This is a genomic window from Actinomycetota bacterium (assembly GCA_030684515.1).
Classification (GTDB): Bacteria; Actinomycetota; Actinomycetes; order S36-B12; family S36-B12; genus UBA11398.
This window is the reverse complement of the sequence record JAUXVJ010000009.1, coordinates 135,160-153,743: the sequence shown is the minus strand read 5'-3', so window position 1 is coordinate 153,743 and position 18,584 is coordinate 135,160. Positions and strand designations below refer to the sequence as shown.

Annotated in this window: 14 protein-coding genes; 5 read left to right on the top strand and 9 right to left on the bottom strand. The window is 60.2% G+C overall.

Annotated features, from left to right (window positions below; genetic code table 11):
- Nucleotides 1–10: 10 nt before the first annotated feature.
- Nucleotides 11–1,522 (bottom strand): DUF2142 domain-containing protein, encoded by a 1,512-nt coding sequence (locus tag Q8M73_02485; GenBank protein MDP2287417.1) that lies wholly within the window; start codon nt 1,520–1,522, stop codon nt 11–13.
- A 103-nt stretch (nt 1,523–1,625) separates the two neighbouring features.
- On the opposite strand from Q8M73_02485, the gene Q8M73_02480 reads away from it, so the two are divergent.
- Together Q8M73_02480 and Q8M73_02475 are read left to right on the top strand one after the other, a co-directional pair.
- Complete coding sequence (locus Q8M73_02480) at nt 1,626–2,696, top strand: N-acetylneuraminate synthase family protein (protein MDP2287416.1); 1,071 nt, start codon at nt 1,626–1,628, stop codon at nt 2,694–2,696.
- A 13-nt stretch (nt 2,697–2,709) separates the two neighbouring features.
- Nucleotides 2,710–3,702, top strand: coding sequence for a glycosyltransferase (locus tag Q8M73_02475; GenBank protein ID MDP2287415.1), 993 nt, complete (start codon nt 2,710–2,712; stop codon nt 3,700–3,702).
- Nucleotides 3,703–3,711: 9 nt separating this feature from the next.
- On the opposite strand, the gene Q8M73_02470 is transcribed toward Q8M73_02475, so the two are convergent.
- From Q8M73_02470 to gmd, 4 genes are read right to left on the bottom strand one after another with little or no spacing between them, the layout of a single operon-like run.
- Nucleotides 3,712–4,875, bottom strand: coding sequence for a glycosyltransferase (locus tag Q8M73_02470; protein MDP2287414.1), 1,164 nt, complete (start codon nt 4,873–4,875; stop codon nt 3,712–3,714).
- Nucleotides 4,872–8,456 (bottom strand): FkbM family methyltransferase, encoded by a 3,585-nt coding sequence (locus Q8M73_02465; protein MDP2287413.1) that lies wholly within the window; start codon nt 8,454–8,456, stop codon nt 4,872–4,874. Before Q8M73_02465 ends, Q8M73_02470 begins: the two co-directional genes overlap by 4 nt.
- 29 nt (nt 8,457–8,485) lie before the next feature.
- Nucleotides 8,486–9,469, bottom strand: a complete 984-nt coding sequence (locus tag Q8M73_02460) for a GDP-mannose 4,6-dehydratase (protein MDP2287412.1) — start codon at nt 9,467–9,469, stop codon at nt 8,486–8,488.
- 32 nt (nt 9,470–9,501) lie between these two features.
- Nucleotides 9,502–10,533: a GDP-mannose 4,6-dehydratase gene (gmd, locus tag Q8M73_02455; GenBank protein ID MDP2287411.1), complete on the bottom strand. Its 1,032-nt coding sequence runs from the start codon at nt 10,531–10,533 to the stop codon at nt 9,502–9,504.
- Nucleotides 10,534–10,598: 65 nt separating this feature from the next.
- Between gmd and Q8M73_02450 the strand changes: the two genes are divergently transcribed.
- From Q8M73_02450 to Q8M73_02440, 3 genes are read left to right on the top strand one after another with little or no spacing between them, the layout of a single operon-like run.
- The gene (locus tag Q8M73_02450; protein MDP2287410.1) at nt 10,599–11,432 is read left to right on the top strand and encodes a glycosyltransferase; all 834 of its coding nucleotides are present in this window, start codon (nt 10,599–10,601) and stop codon (nt 11,430–11,432) included.
- Nucleotides 11,433–11,460: 28 nt separating this feature from the next.
- Entirely contained in the window at nt 11,461–12,330 is an 870-nt protein-coding gene (gene rfbA, locus Q8M73_02445) for a glucose-1-phosphate thymidylyltransferase RfbA (protein ID MDP2287409.1), read from the top strand.
- Nucleotides 12,331–12,338: 8 nt separating this feature from the next.
- Nucleotides 12,339–13,037, top strand: coding sequence for a class I SAM-dependent methyltransferase (locus Q8M73_02440; protein MDP2287408.1), 699 nt, complete (start codon nt 12,339–12,341; stop codon nt 13,035–13,037).
- Here the strand turns inward: Q8M73_02440 and Q8M73_02435 are convergent.
- From Q8M73_02435 to Q8M73_02420, 4 genes are all read right to left on the bottom strand, one after another.
- Complete coding sequence (locus Q8M73_02435; protein MDP2287407.1) at nt 13,034–14,638, bottom strand: glycosyltransferase; 1,605 nt, start codon at nt 14,636–14,638, stop codon at nt 13,034–13,036. The two genes, Q8M73_02440 and Q8M73_02435, sit on opposite strands and share 4 nt — an antisense overlap.
- An 80-nt stretch (nt 14,639–14,718) precedes the next feature.
- Nucleotides 14,719–16,461, bottom strand: coding sequence for a glycosyltransferase (locus Q8M73_02430; GenBank protein ID MDP2287406.1), 1,743 nt, complete (start codon nt 16,459–16,461; stop codon nt 14,719–14,721).
- Nucleotides 16,462–16,463: 2 nt separating this feature from the next.
- Nucleotides 16,464–17,678, bottom strand: coding sequence for an ABC transporter ATP-binding protein (locus Q8M73_02425; protein MDP2287405.1), 1,215 nt, complete (start codon nt 17,676–17,678; stop codon nt 16,464–16,466).
- Nucleotides 17,675–18,469, bottom strand: coding sequence for an ABC transporter permease (locus Q8M73_02420; protein MDP2287404.1), 795 nt, complete (start codon nt 18,467–18,469; stop codon nt 17,675–17,677). Before Q8M73_02420 ends, Q8M73_02425 begins: the two co-directional genes overlap by 4 nt.
- Between the last annotated feature and the right edge of the window lie 115 nt (nt 18,470–18,584).

Genomic DNA, 18,584 nt, shown 5'->3' with positions numbered 1-18,584 from the left:
ACTGTCAGCGCTAGAAGTGTTCGCGATCCTTGCTCGTTCTGGCCCAAAGGAAGATACCCATCACCCACGCGATCGTCGCCAAAGCGGTCACGATGCTCACTGGGATGAGTGGAGCGTGCAGCAGCGGACTCCACTTGATGGGCAGGGTTGCCTCGATCAAGGGATGGAACTGCCCGGCGATGTAGCGCTGGATGTTGACCCAATAGGCAACGCAGGCACTGATCGAGAGCAGTGCACCGATGGTGATGGCCGGCGCCTTGGGCAGATTCAGCCGGCGAAGCGGGTTGGAGCTCAGACAAGCCGTGGCGATCAAGATGGTGAGCAGGGGCAGGATGTAGCGCGGCTGCACCAGCTCACCCACATTGAGGCGCTGCGACTGCAGGTAGGCCAGCGGAATGAGTACCAGTGCACTCACCGCCATCGACATCGCAACGATCTGCCGAGTACTCGCCTGCGCCAGACCGCGATAGAGCAGGGCTCCAACAGCCATCACTCCGATGAACGTGACGATCGCTGGCATGTTGGTGTCGAACCACCCCAGCGAGCCACCAACGATGCCTTCAAAGAGCTGGGGCAACTGCGTGATGTTGGTGAGCAGCAATCCGAATCCAGAATCCTCATCGCCAGTGACACCTGCTCCACCGCCCGCGCCGAGCAGGGCTGCGGAAGAGACAGTGAAGTACAGCACCACAGCCAGCAGGCAGAGCAGGACCAGACTCACAAGCCGAACGGGCTGACGCCTGGCCTTGCGCCAGCCATGCATCGTGAGGACCACCAGGGTGGCCAGCACTACGTAGACGTTGGAATCCACCCGACTGCTCATGGCCAAGAAGGCGCAGATGAAGGTGCCGGCGCCCAACAGCGCGCCCCGGCGGTCGAATTTCTGGGGGTCCTCGGGGGCGTCAGCATCCGGGCCAAGCGGGTCCCCTCGATGGAGCCAAGCCAGCGCAAATGCCCAGTAGCCAGCGAGCCCGATGATGGTCCAGGCACTCGGATTGGTCGAGGCCGTCACAAAGATGCCAAGCGGAATGAAGCTCACCGGGATCGCGATCATTGCCGCCGAAGCGATCCCCTTGGGCGTCAGCCGCATGATCGCGGCCATCAGCAGCGCGGCCAGCAAGGCGTTGAACAGGCGCATCGCGACCACCGAGCGCTCAACATTGGGGCCGACAAACACTGACATGACCTTGTAGAAGCCTGGGGGATACAGGCCCTGGATGTCATTGACCCGTTCAGTCCACACCATCGTGGCGTCTTCCCGGGTGGCCCATTGGCAGCGAGCCGTCTGACCTGGGAGGAATCGGAAGCAGTCCGAGGCATCAACCACGTTTCTTGGCACCTTGAAGGTGTCCGGATAGGCCGGGTCCTGCTCGCAGACTCCCGTTTGAATTCCACGGCCACACCAGATCGAACTGAGGTGGTAGTCGTCGTCGGGGGCCGATCCAACCGGCGAAGTCACTGCCCAGCCGGAGCACATGATGAAAAAGGCGATGGGGAGTAGCCACCAAGCTCTGCTCCGCACGCACGCATCTTACGTAGGGCCCAGTTGGCTCGCAGACCACAGTTGATCGCGCATCCTTCTCCTTCTCCGTACGATTGCCTGCAACCTGAGTGCGGAGGCATGTGTGACCACGTTCCAATTGGGCGACCGACTCATCGGTCCCGATCAACCGACCTACTTCATTGCCGATATCGCGGCCAATCACGACGGCGATCTTGATCGTGCCCTGGCGCTGATGACCCTGGCTCGCGATGCCGGGGCTGACTGCGCCAAGTTCCAGCACTTCCGAGCTGCCCACATCGTCTCTGACTACGGCTTCCGCTCCCTGGGCGGACAGCAGTCTCATCAGTCGAGCTGGAAGAAGTCCGTCTTCGAGGTCTACGAGGACGCTGCAGTCTCCTGGGACTGGACGCAGAAGTTGGCCGCGCATGCTCAGGATCTCGGGATCGAATTCATGTCAGCGCCCTATGACCTCGAAGCCGTCGCGCACCTGAACCCATATGTGCGCGCATTCAAGGTGGGCTCCGGTGACATCAACTGGCTCGAAGAGCTCGAGGCAATCGCCAAGCTCGGAAAGCCGGTGCTGATTGCTGCCGGTGCTGCAGATCTCGACGATGTCGAGCGTGCGATGGAACTGCTGCAGGCGCTGAGCGTGCCGGTCGTGCTGATGCAATGCAACACCAACTACACCGGGTCAATTGAGAACATCCAGTATGTGAATCTGCGGGTGCTGACGCAGTTCGCCGCCATGTACCCAGATGTCACCCTCGGCCTCTCTGACCACACACCAGGTCACGTGACAGTGCTGGGCGCAGTGAGCCTGGGCGCTCGGGCAGTCGAAAAGCACTTCACGGATGACACCACCCGTAGCGGACCCGATCACGGATTCTCACTGGATCCGATCGGCTGGCGCGCAATGGTCGATGACACCCGAATGCTGGAAGCTGCGCTCGGAACGGGCAGCAAGCAGGTCGAGCCCAATGAGCAGGAAACCGTTGTGCTGCAGCGACGTTGCGTGCGCGCTGCTCGCCCCCTGCTCGCTGGCACCGTCCTGAGTCCCAGCGATGTCGAGGTCCTGCGCCCAGCTCCACGAGATGCAATTCCGGCCCACGAATTCGAAGCCGTCATTGGCCGAGCTCTGACGCGAGATCTGGAATTTGGTCAGGAACTGCACTGGTCCGATCTCTCCGCGTGATCAATCGTGACCAATGACTGCTGACTGCGTCTATGCAAGCGCGAGTTGGGGCTTGCATGATCTGCGCTGGACGAATGCCCTGCGTGAGCTCGGACACGAACCGGCAATCGTCGTGCTGGGACGCGATGTTGAGCTCAACGACTTCCGCAATGCAGTAGTTCGCGCGTCTGCCGGCTCGCTCCCGGTGCTCGCTGGGCCACTGACAAGCGTCACTCGCCATTTGACCGTGCAACACGACCTGCCCAGGGTCGTGGGACTCTCCTGGGGCTTTGATCTGCATGAGCTGCAGACCCAGGACGATCTGGCCTGGCTTCCACAGCTCAGCGGACTCATCGTGGACTCCGACCCCACGATGCACATCGCCTTGCAATGCGGGATGAGCCAGTCGCAGCTGACCTTCCTGCCGTGGGGTGTTGATCTGGAGCGCTTCACACCCCAAGGACCGCTCTTTGACCTGAGTGCACTGCCGATCAAAGTCACCAGCCGGGTACTGCTCTCACTGCGAGCCCATGAGCCCATCTACCGCATTGACGAGATCATCAACGCCTTCGGCCAAGTGCACGGGGATCACGCGGACCTGGTGCTGCTCATCGGACATTCAGGTTCACTCACTCCACAATTGCGGGCTCAGGTGACTGAACTCGGTCTTGATGAGCAGGTGTTCTTCATTGCATCCGTTGACGAGGGCCAGGTGGCTGAATTGATGCGCGCCAGCGTCGGCTACGTCAGTGCTTCGGAGGTTGATGGCACCTCCGTGACCCTGCTGCAGGCGATGGCCTGCGGCACACCAGTGATCGTCTCTGACTCTCCTGGCAACTTGAGCTGGGTGAGCCCGAACACCGGCTTCCTGTTTCACGTGGGCTCGGTGACGCAATTGGCGGCGGCTGTGTCGCAGGCTTTGACAATGGATGTCACGAGGCGCACGGACGCAGCTCTTGCTCTTGTGCGCAGCCGAGCTGACTGGCATGCCAACCTGAGTCGGCTCGATACAGCGCTGTTCAGCTAGCTCTTTGCATTAGTACGTCGTTGCGGCGGCTACCTGCAATGCGAACTGCGTCCACGTCGGCACAGCAACGGAATCCAGTTCTTCAGCCAGTTCTTCGCGCGCAGCCTGCGAACCAAAACGCAGGAACGCCTCTTGCAGCTGGCTTCGCGTCGCTGCATCAATGCGCCGCGCCCCATGTCCTTGCATCAGCTCCCCAGCGGGCTGCACTCCAGCAAAGATCACAGGCACGCCCAGGCGAATAGCTTCCAGGACCGGTATGCCATAGCCCTCGATGCCGATGGACAGGAACAGGTCGCTTCCATTGACGAGTTCGTAGACCTCTTCATCGGAGGCACCCTGCACCCAGGTAACCGGGTAACCCGCATCAATTGCGGCAAGCAGTGCCTGGTTGATGGCTTCATCGGACGAGGATTTCTTCCCGATGAACAGCAACTCAGCATCAAGGCCGGCATCGGCAGCATCCTTGAATCCGCCGAGGATCTCCAGGGGTTGCTTGCGCGCCTCAAGAGTGCCCAGTCGCACGAATCTCGTTCTGCGGCTTGGCTTCTTGCCCCGCACATCCAGATGGTCTCCACCCGGATGCGCGACGAATATCGGCAGAGCTCGATCGCGCCGCAATCGATCGAGAATCGAATCACGTGCGTAGTCGCTGATACACACGACGGCATCAGCCACTGCCAGCATCCTGAAATACTCGCTGACCCAAGCGGCATTGCCGGGCTTGAATCGATAGTTCGCTGGTTCGGTCATCGGCAAGGTGTCGTAGCCGATCATGACGGTGTGCATGCAGCGACGGAAGATCTCGAAGCGCTCGAGCACGCTAGGGAGGTAGGACACCTCAGGGAGCAGCCAGGAGTCATAAAGGCTGACAAGATCACCAAGCTTGACAGTTGTGACTTCACGTTCTTCAACGAAAGCAGCCAACTTCTCGCGGACCAAGCCCTGCACATCACTGTCGGGCTCACGGTGCTCAAAGGCAATGGCAATCAGCGCAACAGCCTGGTCCGGTGAGAGCAGCAGAAACTCACCCGAACGAGCGGGGTTGGGCACGACAAAGTCCGCCTGCACTTGGCTTGCCGGCCAGCATCGCGCCAGATACTGCAAGACCCTCTGGATCCCCGTGCCGTAGGGATCATGTGTGAACTGCTCGATATCAATGCCGACGTAGGTCATCGCTGACCCTGCGCGACTTCTTCAAGCAAGGCAAGCAAGTTCCTGGCGTATCGCGCGGGTGACATGGCTTCCAGATACTCGCGACGCTGACTCTCGCGCAGCTCAGCATCGATGGGGTGCATCAATCGAAATTCAATCGCCTCAGCAACCATGAGTGAACTCACATCATCTGGCAGCCGATCAACGTAGGCCGGAGTGCCGACATCTATGGCCAGGCCAGAACTGGCAATGCTCGTTGTGCCAAAGGCGGCCAAATCGCTCAGCGGTCCACTGACTCCCAAGAGTGGGCTGACCCGCAACTGCACGCCGAGATCAACCGCAAGCAGGTAATCACGGAACTGCGATTCGCTGGCGAAGCCAGTGATCTCGAATTCAGCAATGCCCGCCTCCTCAGCTCGCTTGGTGAGCATCCGGACCTCCTCGTCGGAGGCCGCCCCAACGAGGTGGACGCTGACCCGATGCCCCCATTGGCTCAGCCAGGCAGCAGCTTCAACGACGACGTCTGTGAGCTTGGTTCGAAGATCGACGTAGCCGAAACTGCCGATGTGCACGAGTTCAGGGTCAAAGCCAAGTCGCGCTCGGGCAGCTGCCCGCACTTCTTCAGTGATGTGTGCGATGTCCGGCACTCGTTGATTGGCAAATGGCAGCACGCGCGCTGCAATGCCGGTCTCCTGCTCAATGCGCGGCGCAGCACTTGGCGAATGCAGCACCAGCATCTGCGCCTGATGCGCGATCTCCCAGAAGCCGGCATTCTGCAGCAATCTCATGTCGTCGATCTGATCGTCAAGAGATGGGTCCAGACCGGACTGCTGGGAACCGCGCGTCATGACCTGCTCGACCCCGCCCTGACCGCGCATCGCCATGTAGTACTCGACCATGCGCGTGTCATGGGCCACAGCAACAGCATCAATAGTGCGCAGGGCTTCGATGTAGGGCACATGGAAATGCGAGTTGCCGACGACACAGACGAAGACATCGTGGTCATGTCCATCGGCGAGCACTGCATCGATGTTTGCGTGCTTGAGCCCGTCAACCTTGGCGTCTGTTGTCGTGTACACCGTCACGTCGGCCAACTTCGCCAGCTCCACAGTCACCGCGGCGGAGAAATCCGCGACGCCTGACTTCTGGGGCAGCCAAGGCGTGCCAATGCCGATGCTGAGCTGCTGCCTGTGTTCCGGCACAGTGTTGGCAACGGTGACGCCATCGGTACGGGTACTTCGCGATCGAATGCGGTTGGAGATCGTCTCTTCAAGCTCATCGTGCGCATGCCGCTTGAGAATCTGGATCTCCCGGCGCGCAGTTGCGCCCTTGCCGCGATGGCGGCGGATAGCCCGTGCCAGCGCTGCAATGTCAGCCGGTGGCGCGAGGTAGGAGTCAGATCCAATGAGTTCACGGTGCGCCGGAATATCCGAGGCAACGACAGGTGCCCCCGCTCTCAGGGCCTCAATGATCGGCAGCGACAGTCCTTCGTCGAAGGAGGCCACGACAACGAGCTCAGTTGCCTGCAGGAGGGCATGCATCTGCTCATCGGAGACTCGATCCAAGGTGATCGCCTCGCCAGGTCGAAATGCTGCCGCAATCGACCAGTGATGCACCCGTGTCTGCTGACCAGCCATGCCAAGGACGACAACTTCTCGAGTCTCACTGCCACCTGCGGTAGCCGCACCGATGGCCGCCAGTGCGCCATAGGTGTTCTTGCGTGGCTCATCGCCGGTCATCACCACGATTGGCCCGTTGCGGACCTGGGCACCCGAGGACTGCTCTGCAGCTTGGAATACATCGCGCGGCCAAGCAACGCTTGTCAGGATCGACGAGGCGCGGGAAGGACTGATCCACGATCGCAACTCCTGCTCTGCCAGCAGCGAGATGCACACGAACTCGTCGTACTTGCGCAGCGCATCCAGCCCTGCGGCGTACTCCGCACGAGCTGCCAGATTGTTGAGATAGATCGTCGGGTAGTGCATAGGGATGAAGTCAAAGACCAGAGCCAACTTATGCGCATTGCTGAGCAACAGGGCCACCAGTGGCTCGGCGCTGGCGGTCATCGGGGAGGGTTGGATCAGCAGACTGAATTCAGCAGCTTGGTCTGCGCGCACTCGTACGATCTGACGGCAATTGCCTGCCAGCTCAGGTGGCAGTTGCTCAAGGGCGGGGTCGATCAGCAGCACCAGTTCGGCTTCGGTCGTCGACTCTCGCGCACTGCGAAGTGCTGCGAGCGCAAAGCGGCCAATGCCACGCGCTCCGAATGCTGACGTCTGCAGACTGCGAGCGTCGAACAGGATTCGATTGCCCGCCACTGTCGTACCGGCGTCCAACTGTTCAAGTTTCAGACGCAAGCGCAAGGCCGCTGCGAGCCTGCCGATCTCATCTCCATGATTGTCAGTACGCGAGTTCAGCATGACATCGGAGTCATAGGGCCCGGCGTCCAGCCACGCCTTCGCTGCGTCCGCAGACTCAACGGTCAATGACTCCAGCTCAAACCCGCCCGCAGGCTTGGCCGGCTTGTTCTCACCATTGATCCAACGAACATCGTCAACGGGAGGCTTGCCGAGGTAGGCCGGATCAGTGAGGTGACCTTGATTGATGATTACATGCTTGAGGTGTCGGCTGCGCACGAGTGAAGTGCGGACCGGGCCAGGCAGATGTGCAAGCCCCTGGCGCAGTTTGAACTGCCCAATACGGGCGCCCTTGCTCGCCTTTCGCGCCATCTTCCACGTGCGTGAGCCTTCGACCTGGGTCAACGCACCGCGCAACTCACCGATCTGCTTCTCGTATTCAGACACCGGTACTTCGTTGTCGATGTCATGCAGCAGCAGCTCACGCTGCCAGGCGCGGCGAATATCTGCTCGATTAGCGCGCTCCATGTGTTGCGCATCTTCGATCTGAATCCAACCGTCGGCCCCTGCGTCAATGGCATTGAAGGGAATGGCCAGCGCTACGGCGAGCTGTGCGTGCTCAGTGGCGACGTACCACGAGTTCACTCCATCAAAACAGACGAATGCGTAGTCGGCTTCGAGCAGCTGGGGCTCCCACTGCTCATGGGAACGAACGCTCGTACCGGGCAGCACTGATTCAATGCACAGCACCCACGGGCGGTGTCGGTGCAGATCAAGGCCGGCCAGCACGCTGGCTTCGGCGCCTTCCACGTCGATGGACATGAAGTGCATCTGCGCATATTGCGCATCGTCAAGTATTGCGCTGAGTCTGCGCGCTGGGACCTGAATGGTGCTGGTTTCAAAGCCTCGGGCTACTGCTTCCTGCGCTTCAGCACTGTCCAGGCTCCCAAGTCCGGTACCCGGCACTCGGTGGAACACCAACTCCCCGTCTTGGTCAGCCGCCGCGCACTCCGCGACGACGTCTGCAGGTCGATGAATGCGCAGTTGCGCTGCATGCTCTGGATCCGCCTCAATCAACAGGCCGCGCCAACCCAAGTCATACAGGCTCGCAGTGATGCTCAGATGGCGAGGCTCATTGGCGCCCACATCAACGTAGGTCAGACCGCTGCTCGGCAATTCACGGAAGGCGCGCCACACACGGATGTCCTCGCCGTTTTGGGCATAGGAGATCTTCCGGGCTGTCACGAGAGTTGAGCGTAGGGCTTCACGCCGATTTAGGCCTCGTGCCAGAGGGCTGTCGGGTCGTCAAGCAGCAACTGGTCGTACTTCACCATGCTGCGTGCCATCTCTTCAAAGCTCTTGGTGTGCTGCCAGCCCAGTTCGGCGTAGGCCCGAGCGCTGTCCCCTCGAAGCAGGGCGGGATCGGTATGGCGACGACGATCATCATTTGATCGCACCACTGACTGCCAGTCACTGATGCCGGCTGCCTTGAAGGCCAAGGCAATGAAGTCGGTGAGTTCACGGCTCTCGCCGGTGCCAAGGACGTAGTCGTGGGGGGAATCTGCCGCCAGCATCAGGCGCATCGCGCGGACATAGTCCGGGGCCCAGCCCCAATCGCGTGAGACGTCCAGGTTGCCCAGTTCCAGGAACTCCTGCTGCCCCGCTGCAATGCGGGCAACAGCCTGAGTGATGCGTCGCGTGACGAAGCCCTCGCCACGCAGAGGGGATTCGTGGTTGTACAAGATCGCCGCCGTCGCGAACAGGCCATCAGCGCGTGCCACGTCGATGAGTTCAAGAGTCTGGGCCTTGCCCACCGCATAAGGAGTCAACGGGCAACGTGGAGTGTGCTCGTTCTGCGGGGAGATCTCGGTGCCTTCAAAGACCGTGCCTGAGGCGGCCTGCACAAAACGAAGCGGCATGTTCTGCTGCGCTAGCTGCTTGGCGGCCGACAGGATCGACTCAACAGCCCCGACATTGATGCGCTGCGTGATGTCGGGGTGCTCGGCCGCCTCCAGGAGGGAACTGATCCCGCCGAGGTTGTAGATCTGCTTGGGCTGCTGATCAAGGATGAGCTGCTCCAGAGCCACCGGATCGCCCAGATCGCAGGCAAGCACCGTCAGGTCAGGTGCGTATCGAAGCAAGGTGGAGGTGTCGTGACCCGGCTTCACCAGACCGACGACCTCATAGCCGTCGGCCAACAGCATCTGCGAGAGCAGGGTGCCGTCTTGCCCAGCAACCCCAGTGATCAGCGCTTTCATTTCAGTCCTCGCTGTTGATGATGGTCAGCGAGCTAGAACTTGCCCTCGGGGGCGCCATCAAGACGAGCGATGTCAGCGTCAACCATGATCTTGGCCAGTTCTGGCGGCAGGACCTTGGCCTGCCAACCGAGCTTGCTCTTGGCCTTGGATGCATCGCCGATCAACTGGTCGACCTCTGTCGGGCGCAGGAACTTGGGATCGAACTTCACGTAGTCCTGCCAGTTCAAGCCGACGTGGGCAAAGGAGAACTCCAGGAAGTCCTTGATCGTGTAGGCCGAGCCGGTGGCCAGTACGAAATCCTCGGGCTCATTGGCCTGCAGCATCCGCCACATGCCATCGGTGTACTCAGGTGCATAGCCCCAGTCGCGAATGGAATCCAGATTGCCCATCCACAGTTCACTCATGTTGCCCTTGACGATGTTGGCCACAGCCAAGGTGATCTTGCGGGTGACGAAGGTTTCACCGCGACGCGGTGACTCATGATTGAAGAGTTGGCCATTGACCGCGAACATGTCATAGGCCTCGCGATAGTTGCGCGTGATCCAGTAGCTGTAGACCTTGGCCGCCCCGTAGGGACTGCGCGGATAGAACGGCGTGTCCTCATTCTGCGGCGGCGGGCTGGCACCGAACATCTCACTGGTGCTGGCCTGATAGAAGCGAATGCTGGTGTCGTGGCTGCGGATGGCCTCCAGCAGGTTCAGTGTGCTGATGCCGCTGGCCATCGCGGTGTGCAGTGGTTCATCGAAGCTGACGCGCACATGCGACTGCGCTGCCAGGTTGTAGATCTCGTGCGGGCTGATCATGCGCACGAGTTCATGCATGCGGGCAGCATCGGTGACATCGCCGTAGTGCAGGTGCAGGTTCTGTCCTGGAATGTGCTCGTCATGGTGCAGGTGATCAATACGACCGCGGTTGAAGGAACTCGACCGACGAACAACGCCGTGGACTTCATACCCCTTGGCGAGCAATTGCCCTGCCATGTAGGAGCCATCCTGGCCCGTCACACCAGTGATGAGCGCGCGCTTGGCGTCCGTCAAGACTTCCTCCGACCGGATAGCGGACAAGTCAAGAGCCTGTCCCGCAAGACTGAATATCCAAAGCCTAGCGGCTGCGCCCATAGACTCACTGCGTGACCGTGGCCGTCGTCGTGCCGACTTTCAGGCCAGACTCCGCCTCGCTTATGGCTCTGATTGCGGGCTTGCAGGCCGCTGGTCTGCCAGTACTGGTCTCCGATGATGCCTCCCCAGTCACCTTTGATCCAGTGCTGCGCGAGGTCGGGCAACTGGGCGTGGATGTCGTGCGGCATCAGCGCAACGAGGGCATCGCCCGGGGGCTCAACGACGGCTTGGCGTTCGCCGAGGAGCAGGGAGCTACCTGGCTCCTGACCGTTGACCAGGACACCGCACTTCCCGCCGGCTACGTGGAATCGGTTCTGCCCTGGGCCAGGGACGGCGTCGGGGTGGTGGCCGCGGAGCATATCGACGACGCCAGCGGCCGGCTCTCGTATCCCACCCAACACAGCGATGGCTTCATGACCACTCACGAGGTCATTCAGACCGGATCTCTGTGGTCAATCACCGACATGCGCGCTGTCGGCGGCTTTGATGAATCACTTGGCATCGATGCGGTAGACGCCGCCGCCTGCTTGCGCTTGCGTGAACGTGGTCTGCGCGTGGTACTGGCCCCCGGCGTCTGCCTTTCGCATCATCTTGGCTCGGCTCGTCAGATTCGCATTCTGGGGCGCACGGTGCTGGCGACCGGCCACAGCCCTGGTCGCCGAACCACCATGGTCCGCAATCGACTCAAACTTGCTCCGGCCGAATTCCGGCAATCGCCTATTCACGCCTTGCGCACCCTTCGACGGGTGGCGGTCAACCTCACCCTTGGGCTGATCGTCGAAGACGATCGCTGGGCCAAGGCCAAGGCCGGACTGCAGGGGCTGCGCCCTGGCACAAGGCAATAGCCTTGCGCGACTTACAAGGGGGTCTGGCGTGAAGGGCATCATCCTGGCTGGCGGCACAGGCAGTCGACTGTGGCCAATTACCAAGGGCGTCAGCAAGCAATTGCTGCCGGTCTATGACAAGCCGATGATCCATTACCCCCTGGACACCCTGATGGGCGCGGGGCTGCGCGAGATCCTGGTGATCACCACCCCAGATGACGCCGAAAGCTTCTCGCGCCTGCTCGGCGATGGTGCTGATCTGGGGATGAGCATTCAATACGCGGTGCAGCCAAGACCTGATGGTCTGGCTCAGGCATTCCTGATCGGCGCTGACTTTCTCGCGGGTGACCAAGCCGCGCTCGTACTCGGCGACAATCTGTTCTACGGCCCAAGCCTTGGCAACAAGCTCGCTGCCCTCACGCATCAAGTCGGCGCCAATGTCTTCGCATATGAGGTGGCTAATCCATCCGAGTACGGCGTGGTGGAGTTCAACGCCGACGGTGTGGCGATCTCAATTGAGGAAAAGCCTGTTTCGCCCAAGAGTCACTTCGCAGTTCCGGGGCTCTATTTCTACGACGAGACCGTCGTCGATGTCGTCAAGACCATCAAGCCGAGCGCGCGCGGAGAACTTGAGATCACTTCAGTGAACGACCACTACTTGCAGGCCGGCACTTTGACGGTCACCGTGCTTGAGCGAGGCACCGCCTGGCTGGACACCGGAACGTTCAGAAGCCTGCAGGATGCCGGTGAATTCGTTCGCGTGATTGAGGATCGCACCGGCCACAAGATCGGCTGCATCGAGGAGACCGCCTGGCGAAACGGCTGGATCACTGATGAGCAACTCATGCGTCATGCCGAATCTCTGGTCAAGTCCGGCTACGGCACCTACCTGATGCAGTGCATCACCAGCGGGCGCTAGGAGGAGCATTGACGTCACCGCTGGATGGCCTGCACGAGGCACTGACCAGCGATTCGGAGTCGTACTTCGAACGAAACGGCAGCGCCTTGGAACGGGCTGAGGATCCGGTACTCAAGGCTTTGCGCACCATTCAACGAGTCCAGCCCAGCGCCACCATCCTTGAGATCGGCTGTGCCAACGGCTGGCGACTGGAGGCGGCCCGCCGGGAGTTCGGATCCCGTGGCTACGGGATGGATGCCAGCGCCGAGGCTGTCATCGACGGCAGGCAGCAGTTCCCAGAACTGTGGCTGAGCTCGGGCCTTGCCCCCTCAGATCTTGATCGACTGCCGGACGGCGTCAGCTTCGACTGCATCGTGCTCGGCTACTTCATGTACCTGCTGCCGCGCGCTGACCTCTTCCCACTTGCAGCTGCGGTTGATCAGTTGCTGGTCGAAGGCGGGCATCTCATCGTCTTCGACTTCATCTATCCGACGAGCGTGCGCTCGGAATACCGCCATGACCCGGCGCTGACCACATTCAAGATGGACCCGTCATCGCCGTGGAGTTGGAGTCCCAACTACAGCCTGGTCGAGCGGCGGATCTATCACACTGACGTCCCTGAAGATGTCCTGCGCGATGCCGGCAACTGGGGAACAGTCGATGTCCTGCGCAAACTGCCAGACTCGATCGCCTACACACCAATTGCCACCCGCGAGGTCCAGCGCTAGCGAGTGATGCCTCTTTTCACTCTCATCAGTAGCTGAGTGGCCCGATAGGACTTGCTCGACAAGATGGCCGCAAGGGCCGCGTCTGCAGAAGCCGTGCTCGATACTGTGCTCGTCAACACTGTCGGCAGACCGATGATGTGTTGGAAGAAGTCGACCAACTGTTCGGCGAATCCACTCCAGGTGTGAATCTGGATTGCGCTTCGCAATTGCGCCAGCCGCAGTTCGGCTGCCTTTGGGTCGCCAAGCAGTTGCGAAAGGTCGGCTGCGAACTCCTCAATCGTCCAAAAACTTGGCACTGACGTCACTCCGGACACTTCGGCCAAGGGACCAAAACCCGCGAAAGTACTGGGCGTTCCAAGGGCGGCAGCCTCATAAGGCACAAAGCCAAAGCCTTCAGCACTGGAGGGATACAGCACCGCATCAGCATTGGCCAGCAGCCAGGTTCGCGAATTCGCGCTCACATGACCGACTGTGTGCACCCGACCGCGAAGATCCACATGCTTCGATGTCAATGCATCCTCGGCGGATTTGGAACTGCTGCTCTTCACATGCAAACCAGCGAGCACCAAGTCACATGATTGGCCCGACGCCAGCACTTCCTGCCACACAGCGATAGCAAGATCGCGGTTCTTGTGCACGAAGTCATTGCCAAGAACCAGCACGAAGCGGCGCTCTCCGATAGCAGCGAGCAAGTCGTGGAGATCCCCATCGGGCTGCTCCGGCGCGCTGGTGGCGGTGATGTGATCCAAACCCAACACGATCGGTGTAATGCGCTCGGTCTCCAAGCGCGGAGCCTCTTGTTGAAGTCGATGAGCGACATCAGCACTGATGGTTGTCACTCCGTCAACGCTCAGAGCGATGCGGCGTTGAAGGCTGCGATACGCAGCCCAGGCTTCCGGCGAGCTGTGGTACCGCGGGATGTCATAGGCGATGAGATCCAAGTAGGTGGTGACGACCCGGCGACCAAGGCTGCGAGCCTGTTCAATATTGCTGCGACCATCAATCTGGTTCGGATACCAGACGATGTCTGCCTGTTCAACAGCTTCGAGTTCAACGCTGACCTTGTCGAGATCTGCAAGATGCACGGCGTAATCAGGCAAACTCGCAATGCCTGACAGATGAATGCTGGCTACTCGATCATCGTTGGCCAATGCCTCCACTGCAGCAGTGGTGAGCACCTGCGCGCCCGTCTGATGAGGTCCAAGCCACGTTGCGTCGACAGCAATGGTCAGGTTGCGGGATTTCAGTGGCTGCGTGTGTCGAAGGAGGAAATGCGAACCGCTGGGGTCATCGGCTTCTTGGTCATCCAGAGCATCTGCCTCGAGCAGCAGCGGCGCCGCCGCAACATCGCGGTGATTCGAGAGCAGCCAGTCGTGCCACAGTCCGCGCTCGGAAGCCGAAAGGCACCAAGTGCGCAGAGCCGGCACGGATGGCTCGACAGGGAGAATCCCCACCAGATCCACTGCATCCTGAGCCAAGGCAAGCAGCGGCCCATAGGGCGCAGCAGCTCGCAACCAGCGATCAGTGATCGCCGGACTCGGTGCAAGCGACAGCGACACCAACCGGGCATCTGAGTCGATACGTCGGCCGAACTCGGCCATCCGCTCCATCGTCAGAAGAGCCGCGTCTCCGTACACAACGAGTGTCCTGCCTCCAGGAGATCGGAAGCTTGGCAGTTCCACTACAAGGCCTCGTAGATGCGCTGCAGTTCAGGATTCAGCGCAGGCGAGTAGTACGGATCTTCATGAAGCAACGCACTCCAGCGCTGTTCAAAAAGCGCATGCTCAGCCGGATCTGCCTTCTTGCGAGCCATGGTGGCACCTTCATAGTGAGTGAAGTGGGCGTACGGCGTCCACGCTACGCGATAACCCGCTTGTCTCACGCGCAGACAGAAGTCGACATCGTTGTAGTCGTGCGCGAATGCAGAGTCAAAACCGCCGACCTCATCGAACACTGAAGTGCGTACAAGGAGTGCTGCCGCTGTTACAGCCAGGTAATTACGCGGCGTCAGCGTCGATCCGAAGTATCCCGGTGTCTTGGCCGACTTGCTGATCCACGGATGCGTGGGCCCACTCGGCAGCAGGACCATCCCAACGTGTTGCAAGCGCGTGTCTGGGTAACTCAGTTTCGCGCCGGTGATGCCGACCTCCGTGATCTGGCCGAGCTCAAGCAGACGGGCAACTGGGTTGAGCTCTTCGACCGTCGTATCGTCGTTCAGGAGCAGCAGGTACTCACCTGTTGCGGCCAGACGACCAGTGTTGATGGCATCGGCAAAATTGAACTTGGCGGAGTCGTAGACCACATGGGTCAGCGAATGACGCCCCAGATCCATGACGTGCACATCAGGTATCTCTCCCGTTGTCACGATGATGATGTCAAGATCAACGAGTTGCTCCGAGCGGGCGAGAGACTCCACGGCATTGTCGACAAAGCGCGCAGCCCCTGACAAATCGCGGGTGCCAATCGAGGGGATGATGACCGAAACCCTTGGACTGCCAATGACTTTCGGGTGCACCTCATTCAAACCCTGAGTCGAGCTCGGCTCAACCTGCCCACCGCCGAAGGTCCGATCCAGGTGCTCTTGCTGAGCTCGAGCTGCTGCCAGCTGCGCCCATGGCTTGGCATCAATAGTCAGAGCCGTCGATTCACTCCACGCGCGCCAGTGATAGAGCGGGCGAGGGATCCGCACGACAGAACCGAGTCTTGGAAGCAGGCGAAGCGCCAGATCGAAATCCTGCGCTCCATCCATGGAGGTGCGAAGGCCACCGACCTCGTTGATGTGCTCGCGTTTGAAGACCGTGAAGTGACACAGATACATCTGTGTCAGCAGGAGCTCCGGCGAGAACGAAGGCTTGCAGTACAGCTCGAAATGCTCACCGTTCGGACTGATCTTGTCCTCGTCTGAGTAGACAGCATCGGGAAATGCATGAGCCTCGATTTCGGTGCTGAAGCTTTCGATGCACCGTGGATCCAGCACATCGTCGTGATCGAGCATGCCCACGTACGCACCAGTTGCCAGACTCAGTGCAAGGTTGAGTGCCGACGAGATTCCACCGTTGTCCTTGGCCGTGACCTGGATCCGAGAGTCAGCGTTGTGCAATTGCGCAAAGTCCGCGAGGTAGGCGTTTACCTCTGGCTTGGTTGACCCATCGTTGGCAACGACCAACTGCCAATTGCCCGCCTGCTGCCTGACGACCGAATCAAGACACTCGCGCAGGAAATCAAGAGGTGGGTTGTAGACCGGCACGATGATGGAGATCGTGAAGTCATGGTGCGTAGAACCTGCCTGAACCTCAACAGCTTCAGCCAGCCACGCCTTGTACTGCTTGCCGATGTTTCGCTCATAGATCTTGCGCTTCATCCAGCGTTTGACTCGTCCAGCTCTGCGCTTGGCTCGAATGACAGGGTTGCGTTCACTTGGCATGGCTACGTCAATCGGTACTCGGCCGGGAGTTGCACAAATCCCTGACCGATCTCTCCCGTTGCGCTGCGCACCGGAAATTCAGCCGCATCATTCCAGGAGTCAAGAAGCTTGGACCCCGTGTGGTCAAAGACATCCACATGCACGCGGTACCGACCAGGCAGGAGCGGATTCTTCAACAGGTCGATCTCTACCACATGCTCGCCATCGACATAGCTGAAGTCGAAGCCCAGTCGGTGGTTGCTGATCATCGCGACCAAGGGTCCGGTTTCATGCTGCAATGCAATGCGCACATTGGGTCCCAGCACCGGCTCCGACGTTGCGATCCCGACCTTCAATGTGAATGTAGTTCCGGTCTCCGCATGATTCAGCGGGACGCCCTCGGTGTTGGTGACCTGGACACTGGTCACTCGAAGTGCCGATTTCACCCCACCCTCGTGATCCAGCGGACGCACAGCCGTTGCGAGAGGCGATCGCGCTGATTCCTCAGCGTTGACTTTCTTCAGGTAGCTGGCCACTACATCAGTTGGTTCGCCGACTTCTTGCAATGTGCCACGTTCAAGCCACGCGACTTCATCGCACAAGGCTTCCAACTGACCCAGCCCATGGCTAACGACGATGATCGTCTTGCCGGCGCGGCGCAGCGCATAGAGGTGGTCAAAGCACTTCCGCTGGAATTCCTCGTCTCCCACGGCCAGTACCTCGTCAACGAGCAGCACATCTGGCTTCATGTGCACCGCAACCGCAAAGCCAAGGCGCACGTACATGCCGCTGGAGTAGTGCTTCACCGGATCGTCGATGAACTCCCGCAACCCCGAGAACTCGATGATCTCGTCAGTGACGGCAGCGATCTCCTTGCGCGGCATGCCAAGAATCGATCCGTTCAGCCCAATGTTCTCGCGGCCCGTCATCTCAGGATGAAAGCCCGCACCAAGTTCAATGAGGGAGGCGATCCGACCTTGGCTCACGATCGAACCCTCAGTCGGACGGTAGATGCCGCCGATCATCTTCAGCAGGGTGGACTTGCCGGACCCGTTGTGGCCGATAAGGCCGTAGACGCTGCCCTTGGGAATATCAAGGCTGAGATTGCGAACTGCCCAGAAGTCCTCTGCCCGGCGCGCGCGCCCGCGAACGATGCGCTCCTTGATCGAGTTGCGACGCTCAGCACTGCGCATGAAGCGCTTGCCGACATCGTTGATGCCCACTGCAATCTCGCTCACAGGAGTTCTCCGATGTCCTCACTGAAACGATTGAAGATCGCAAACCCTGCCCAGAAGGTGAGGAAGCCGCCGACGAGCAGCGCGCCAATCACAAGAAATGACGGAGCCGTGAGCCCGTACATCGCGTCGTGCATCGCCTGGACGTACCAGGACATTGGATTGCACTTGACGATCCACGCCAAGGCCTCGCTGCTGGATTCGACCAGACTCATCGGGTAGAGCACAGGAGTCAGGAAGTACAGGGCCCCCAAGGCAACGGCGACGATGTACATCACGTCACCAAAGCGCGCGTTCATGATTGAAAGCACCAGTCCAACACCTTGGGCAAACAGCGCGGTACCGATCAGGATGGGAATGGCCAGCAACCAGGTGAAGCCGACATTGCCCAAGATCAGGAACATCACGATCAGCACAACGAGTTCAAGGGCTACCTGAATCAACTGCACGATGCTCGCGCCCAGCACGGGAGTCCAGGCCGGGAACTGCACCTTCTTCAACAGCTCGCCATTGCTCTTCAGCTGTGTCATCGACAAGGTCAGCAGGCTGGAGAAGAGGTTCCAGGTGACCATGCCAGTGAACAGGAACGCCGCGTACGAAGTCTCGCCATTGCCCATTGTCGGGGCCTGGACTCGAAACACAAGGCTGAACACGGCTGCGTAGATGAGCAGGATGGCCAGCGGTTGCACAAGGGACCAGGACCAGCCAAGGACGCTGGAGCGGTAGCGAGTGGCGAAGTCACGGTTGGCGAAGGCCCAGATGAGCGCGTGCTGCCGCTTGAGAGCGGTCAGCACGCGTGTCTGGCCCCGCGCTCTGGCTCAATTCCGCCTGCATCCTGTACGGACGCGCGTTGCCACATAAGCCCCATGCTAACCAAGCGATCCCTGCGACAGGCGCCCCCACGATGAG

Coding starts and splice junctions, on each gene's coding strand:
- Q8M73_02475 (MDP2287415.1), top strand. CDS start 2,710: ATGACTGCTGACTGCGTCTATGCAAGCGCGAGTTGGGGCTTGCATGAT.
- Q8M73_02470 (MDP2287414.1), bottom strand. CDS start 4,875: ATGACCTACGTCGGCATTGATATCGAGCAGTTCACACATGATCCCTAC.
- Q8M73_02460 (MDP2287412.1), bottom strand. CDS start 9,469: ATGAAAGCGCTGATCACTGGGGTTGCTGGGCAAGACGGCACCCTGCTC.
- Q8M73_02435 (MDP2287407.1), bottom strand. CDS start 14,638: ATGGCCGAGTTCGGCCGACGTATCGACTCAGATGCCCGGTTGGTGTCG.
- Q8M73_02430 (MDP2287406.1), bottom strand. CDS start 16,461: ATGCCAAGTGAACGCAACCCTGTCATTCGAGCCAAGCGCAGAGCTGGA.